5 protein-coding genes are annotated in these 5,806 nt (G+C 63.5%); 4 read left to right on the top strand and 1 reads right to left on the bottom strand.

All coding sequences use genetic code 11. The annotated features are described in order from the left end of the window. The first annotated feature begins 245 nt into the window (after window positions 1-245). Window positions 246-1,871, top strand: a complete 1,626-nt coding sequence (locus tag VJR68_RS12370) for an ArnT family glycosyltransferase (RefSeq protein ID WP_324148006.1) — start codon at window positions 246-248, stop codon at window positions 1,869-1,871. Beyond that, window positions 1,868-2,188 carry a tetratricopeptide repeat protein gene (locus VJR68_RS12365; RefSeq protein ID WP_324148004.1) on the top strand — a complete coding sequence of 107 codons (321 nt, stop codon included), beginning with the start codon at window positions 1,868-1,870 and terminating at the stop codon, window positions 2,186-2,188. Before VJR68_RS12370 ends, VJR68_RS12365 begins: the two co-directional genes overlap by 4 nt. A 65-nt stretch (window positions 2,189-2,253) precedes the next feature. Here the strand turns inward: VJR68_RS12365 and VJR68_RS12360 are convergent, their stop codons facing one another. Beyond that, a complete protein-coding gene (locus VJR68_RS12360; RefSeq protein WP_324148002.1) occupies window positions 2,254-3,135 on the bottom strand; it encodes a lipid A biosynthesis acyltransferase in 882 nt (293 codons plus the stop codon). A gap of 201 nt (window positions 3,136-3,336) precedes the next feature. On the opposite strand from VJR68_RS12360, the gene dtd reads away from it, so the two are divergent. Continuing rightward, the gene (gene dtd, locus VJR68_RS12355) at window positions 3,337-3,777 is read left to right on the top strand and encodes a D-aminoacyl-tRNA deacylase (RefSeq protein WP_324148000.1); all 441 of its coding nucleotides are present in this window, start codon (window positions 3,337-3,339) and stop codon (window positions 3,775-3,777) included. Window positions 3,778-3,940: 163 nt separating this feature from the next. Next, entirely contained in the window at window positions 3,941-5,803 is a 1,863-nt protein-coding gene (gene rpoD / locus VJR68_RS12350; RefSeq protein ID WP_324147998.1) for an RNA polymerase sigma factor RpoD, read from the top strand. Window positions 5,804-5,806 lie beyond the last annotated feature (3 nt).

The raw sequence follows: 5,806 nt of genomic DNA, 5'->3' as shown, positions 1-5,806 counted from the left end.
GCCGAACCCCAACACCGCCATGCGCGATCACGCCGGATGTTGGGGTTCGGCATTGCCTCACCCCAACCTACGCGATAGGGGCTGCCGCGCGCGATCCGGCTAGAATCTCGCCCATCTCCAAGACGGCGCCGCCAACCGTGTCCAAGCCCAACACCTACCGCCGCTCCGAAGCCTTGCGCAGCCTGTGGCCCTGGTTGCCGCTCTGGGTCGTGGCGGCGCTGCTGGCGATCTTCTCGCATGGGCCGATGCCGCTGTTTTCCACCCGCACGCTCGCCGTGGCGTGGGAGATGTGGCACGGGCATCAGTGGCTGGTGCCGCACATCAACGGCGAGCCGTATAGCGAAAAGGTGCCGCTGCTGTTTTGGCTGATCCATGCCGGCTGGTTCGTGTTCGGCGTTACCGATGTATGGCCGCGCGTGCTGGAAGTGATCTTCGGCGGCGTGCAGCTGGTGCAGTTATCGATGCTCGCGCGCCGCTTGTTTCCCGCTCGCCCATGGGTGGAAAAAGCGGCGCCGTGGATGTTGCTGGCGTTGTCGTATGCCTTTCTGTTCGGCCTGCAGATCATGTACGAAGTGCTGCTGGCCAACTGCGTGCTGGGCGCCCTGCTATGCCTGACACCCACGCAGCGTCGCGCCGAACCGCGCTGGCTGTTGCTCGGCCTGCTGATCGGCGCCGGCCTGCTGACCAAGGGACCGGTGATGTTGCTACACATCGTGTTCCCGTGGCTGCTTGGCCCGCTGTGGAACGATTGGGCGCGTGAGCATCGCGCACGCTGGTACGGGCGTGGCGTGTTGGCCGTGTTGCTCGGCTTCGCCATGTTGCTGGCGTGGGCGATTCCGGCCGGCTTCGCCGGTGGCGAGGCGTATCAGCATCGCCTGTTCTTTACCCAGACGGCCGGGCGCGTGGTGAACGGTACGCCGCAAGCGCAATCGGTGCAGAGCCATCCGCATTGGTTTGGCTGGTACGTGGTGTGGTTGCCGATGTTGTTGTTCCCCTTCACCGGTTGGCCGCGCGCCTGGGTGGCGATCGGCACGCTGCGCAAGCCGTTCGAAACCGGCATCTGCTTTGCGCTGTGCTGGTTGCTGCCTTCCTTCGTGCTGTTCTCGGTGGTCAGCGGCAAACAGTGGTACTACCTGTTGCCGGAGTTCGGCGGCTGGATGCTGTTGCTGGCCGGCGCCATCGCCATCCTGCGCGAGCAACACGCCAAGCTTGCCGAGAACTACTGGCTGGGCAGCTGGCCGCTCGGCATCGGCAGCATCCTGTTTGCGGGTGCGTTGCTTGCGCTGCCGTATCTGACGCCCAGTCATTCGTTCCATAACGAATGGGTGGATGGTGCCGCGCCGTACAGCCGTACTTTCAGCGTGGCCTTCCTGTTGCTCGGTGGCCTGTTGCTGATACGCGGACGTGGCGAGATGCGTCGCCTGGCCGTAGCCGGCCTGATCGGCGCGCTGGCGCTCAACACCTTGTTCACGCTGACGCTGTGGCGCAAATACGACCTGAGCCCCACCACCGCGTTGATTTCCGCCGCGCAAGCGCAAGGCCATGCCGTGGCTTACGAAGGCAACTACGAAGGCCAGTTCCACTTCGCCGGACGATTGACTCAACCGATCGCCGAATTGCGCGATGGCGTGGCGCTGCAAGCGTTCGCCCAGCACCATCCTGATGGCCTGATCATCACGCATCCCAACAACCTGGATGCCTCCGCGTTGCGCTACGCCTTGCTGGCACAACCGTTCCGCTCGTCGTGGGTAGTGGTGTGGTCGGCTCAGACGGTGGCCATGCTGCAGGCAGGCCGCACGCCCGCGGAACCCGCGCAACCGCCGCGCGTTTTTCCGGCTCCCACGCCGTCGCCTGATGTTCCGCAGTCGTGAATAGCTCGTTGATCGACAGCTTGCGTGCGCAATGCGGTGGCCCGCGTGATGGCGCGTTGCTGCGGTTTTCCTTAGGAAACGCGCTGCTCAACGCGGGCGATCATGCAGCGGCGATCGAGGAATTCCGGCGAGCGGTGACGTTCGATTCCGCTTATTCCGCTGCCTGGAAATTGCTGGGCAAGGCTTGCCTGGCCATGCAGGATGAGGCGGGCGCCGCCGACGCGTGGCGACAAGGAATCGTGGTAGCGCAACAACGCGGCGACAAGCAGGCGGAAAAGGAAATGACCGTGTTCCTGCGCCGCATCGAACACCCGTAGGTTGGGGTGCGAACCCCAACATGGCGATGCATGAGAGATGGCGATGTTGGGGTTCGCACCCCAACCTACGGGTATGGGCTCGGCCGGTTATCCGCCGAATACCGCTTGTAATGCCACTGGTACTGCGCGAATGCGAGCGTCACGCAGTTCTCCACCCCGCGATTGAGCGCCGCGCAGGCGCGCGGCAGGTCCGCATCATCCAGGCCTTCCGGCGCCGGCAAAAAGTGGATGCGATAGCCTTCGCCACGCGGCAAGCGCTCGGCGAACGCAAACAACACGGTGGCGCCGGTACGTGCCGCCAGGCGCGGTAACAGCACCATCGTCATCGCCTCACGCCCGAAGAACGGCGCAAACTCACCTTCACCCGCACGTGGTTTCTGATCCGGCAGGATGCCTACCGTGCCGCCTGCCGCCAGCCGCTTGTACAAGGTGCGCACACCGGCACCTTCCGCCCGCACCTGCTCCGGCGCCAACGCGCCGCGTACCTTGCGCAACAGCGCTTCCACCGCAGCGATGCGCGGCGGGCGATACAGAATCGCCATCGGCGTCTTGCGACATAGCCAGTAATTGAGCAATTCCCAGCAGCCCAGATGCGGCGCAGCGATGATCACGCCTTTGCCGGACGCCAGCGCCGCATCGAACAGCGCTTCGCCGCGCACCTCTCTCACCAGGTCGAGCGCAGACTCCGCACCCGCGCCCCAGATCTTTACGATCTCGGTAATCGACTTGCCGCCTTCGATCATCGCCTCGCGCACCAACGAAACCCGCGCCCGCTCATCGAGTTCCGGCTTCACGATGCCCAGGTTCACCGCCGTATAGCGCGCCATCTTGCCGCCACGACGCAAGGCCAGTCGCCCAATCAGTGCGCCAACACCTTGCAGCCAGCGCAACGGCAGCAAGCCGAACAGGCGCAGCAGCAGGTAGACGACGTAGATGTCAGGACGCATGGATAGTGGCGCGTGTGGCAAGCGAACGCGTAAGGGTAAAGGGCAAGCCGCGATTGGGCGACAGAAATCCTCAAGCCTCCGCGCTCTCTGCCGTTGAATCCATCACCGGCGCCCACCGTCCATGCCTGCCGGAACGCACCTCTTTACCCGACCGGAACCGCCCTGCAGAGTTACCGCCTTCTTCCCTGCCCGACCTTATCCATGATCGCCCTTATCCAGCGCGTGCTCTCCGCCCGCGTCGACGTCGACAACGAAACCGTAGGCGCCATCGATGCCGGCCTGCTCGCCCTGGTGGCGGTGCAACCCGACGACGGCGAAACCCAGGCCAAGCGGATGGTGGAACGATTGCTCGGCTACCGCGTGTTCTCCGACGATGCCGGCAAGATGAACCGCTCGCTCACCGACACCGGCGGCGGCCTGCTGCTAGTCAGCCAGTTCACCCTGGCTGCGGACACGCGTTCCGGCATGCGTCCCAGCTTCACCAGCGCCGCCTCGCCCGAACATGGCCGCACGTGGTTTGAACGACTGGTCGAACTGGCACGCGTCGCACATCCAAGGGTGGAAATCGGGCGTTTCGGTGCCCATATGCAGGTACATCTGATCAACGATGGCCCCGTCACCTTTTGGCTCGAGGTGCGTTAGGTGCCACGCATGCAAGCAACTCACACGAACGCTTCCATTTACGCCGAAAACCGCGATTTGGCGCGATTTTTGCGTGCCAATGACAGCGAATCTTTCACTTGAAAACTGGTCAAAAAAGCATCACATCGCTATACTGATTGGTTCCTATCCCGCGGCGGACGGTATGAATAACAAAGCCCACGAGCAACAGTCGGAAATCAAAGCCCTTATCTCCAAAGGTCTGGAGCAGGGTTATCTGACCTACGCCGAAATCAACGATCACCTTCCTGACGACATTGTCGATCCGGAGCAGATCGAAGACATCATGGCGGTGCTCAAAGGCGTCGGCATCGACGTGCACGATGCCGCCCCCGACGCCGATCCGCTCGCCGACAACGCTCCCGGCGTCGCCACCGACGACGAAACCGCCGCCGAAGAAGCCGTGGCGCTACTCTCCGCCGTCGATTCCGAAGTGGGCCGCACCACCGACCCGGTCCGCATGTACATGCGCGAAATGGGCACGGTGGAACTGCTTACCCGTGAAGGCGAAATCGCCATCGCCAAGCGCATCGAAGAAGGCCTCACCCAAGTCCAGACCGCCCTGGCCAGCTTCCCGCTGACCATTGAACTGCTGCTGGAAGAATACGACCAGCACCTGGACGGCAAGCGCCGCCTCAGCGAAATCCTGGCCGGCTTCGCCGACCTGGAGCAGCTTGCCGACGCCGCCCAGGCTGAAGCCGAACTCGCCGCCGCCGAAAACGATGCCGAGGTGGACGAGGAGGAAGACGAAGAAGCCGCCGGCGACGGTGAAGACGAAGAGTCCGGCCCCAGCGGTCCCGATCCGGAAGAAGTGAAGCGCCGCATGGAACTGCTGCGCGACCACTACGGCAAGTTCCAGAAGGCCGCCGCCAAGGCCACCGACATCAACGACAAGAAGGTCACCAAGCTGCGCGACCAGATGGCCGAGGAGTTCCTCAAGCTCAAGCTGCCGTCTGCGTTGATCGACAGCTTCGTGCGCCGCCTGCGCGAAGTGGTGGGCCACATCCGCCACCACGAGCGCGTGCTGATGGACATCTTCGTCAAGCACGTAAAAATGCCCAAGGGCGAATTCCTGAAAGCCTTCCCCAGCAACGAGGGCAACCTCGCCTGGGCGGAAGAGCTCGGCCGCAAGCGCCAGAAGTGGTCGCCGAACATCAAGACCTATCGCGAACAGATCGATGCCGAGCAGCAGAAGCTGCTGGACATCGAGAAGAAGCTGTTCCTGCCGCTCACCGACATCAAGGAAATCAACCGCAGCATGTCGGTGGGTGAGGCGAAAGCCCGCCGCGCCAAGAAGGAAATGGTGGAGGCCAACCTGCGTCTGGTGATCTCCATCGCCAAGAAGTACACCAACCGCGGCCTGCAGTTCCTGGACCTGATCCAGGAGGGCAACATCGGCCTGATGAAGGCGGTCGACAAGTTCGAGTACCGCCGCGGTTATAAGTTCTCGACGTACGCGACCTGGTGGATCCGGCAGGCGATCACCCGCTCGATCGCCGACCAGGCCCGGACCATCCGCATCCCGGTGCACATGATCGAGACGATCAACAAGATCGTCCGAACCTCGCGCCAGATGCTGCACGAGATCGGCCGCGAGCCGACGCCAGAAGAGCTGGCCGAGAAGCTCGCCATGCCGCTGGAGAAGGTGCGCAAGGTGCTGAAGATCGCCAAGGAACCGATCAGCCTGGAGACGCCGATCGGCGACGAGGAGGACAGCCACCTCGGCGACTTCATCGAGGACAAGAACGCCGTCCTGCCGATCGACGCGGCGATCCAGAGCAAGCTTCGCGAAACGACGACGCGCGTGCTCGCGTCGTTGACCCCGCGCGAGGAACGCGTGCTGCGCATGCGCTTCGGCATCGGCATGAACACCGACCACACGCTGGAGGAGGTCGGCCAGCAGTTCAGCGTGACGCGCGAGCGCATCCGCCAGATCGAGGCGAAGGCGTTGCGGAAGCTGAAGCACCCGAGCCGGTCGCAGCTGCTCAGGAGCTTCCTCGATCATTGACGG

The organism is Dyella sp. (assembly GCF_035277725.1).
Classification (GTDB): domain Bacteria; phylum Pseudomonadota; class Gammaproteobacteria; order Xanthomonadales; family Rhodanobacteraceae; genus Dyella_B.
Note: the sequence above shows the minus strand (reverse complement) of the source record. Positions and strands in the feature narration are given on the sequence as shown.

What these genes read in the sequence shown, in the direction of transcription:
- VJR68_RS12370 (WP_324148006.1), top strand. Translation starts at nt 246, where the DNA reads ATGCCGCTGTTTTCCACCCGCACGCTCGCCGTGGCGTGGGAGATGTGG.
- rpoD (WP_324147998.1), top strand. Translation starts at nt 3,941, where the DNA reads ATGAATAACAAAGCCCACGAGCAACAGTCGGAAATCAAAGCCCTTATC.
- dtd (WP_324148000.1), top strand. Translation starts at nt 3,337, where the DNA reads ATGATCGCCCTTATCCAGCGCGTGCTCTCCGCCCGCGTCGACGTCGAC.
- VJR68_RS12360 (WP_324148002.1), bottom strand. Translation starts at nt 3,135, where the DNA reads ATGCGTCCTGACATCTACGTCGTCTACCTGCTGCTGCGCCTGTTCGGC.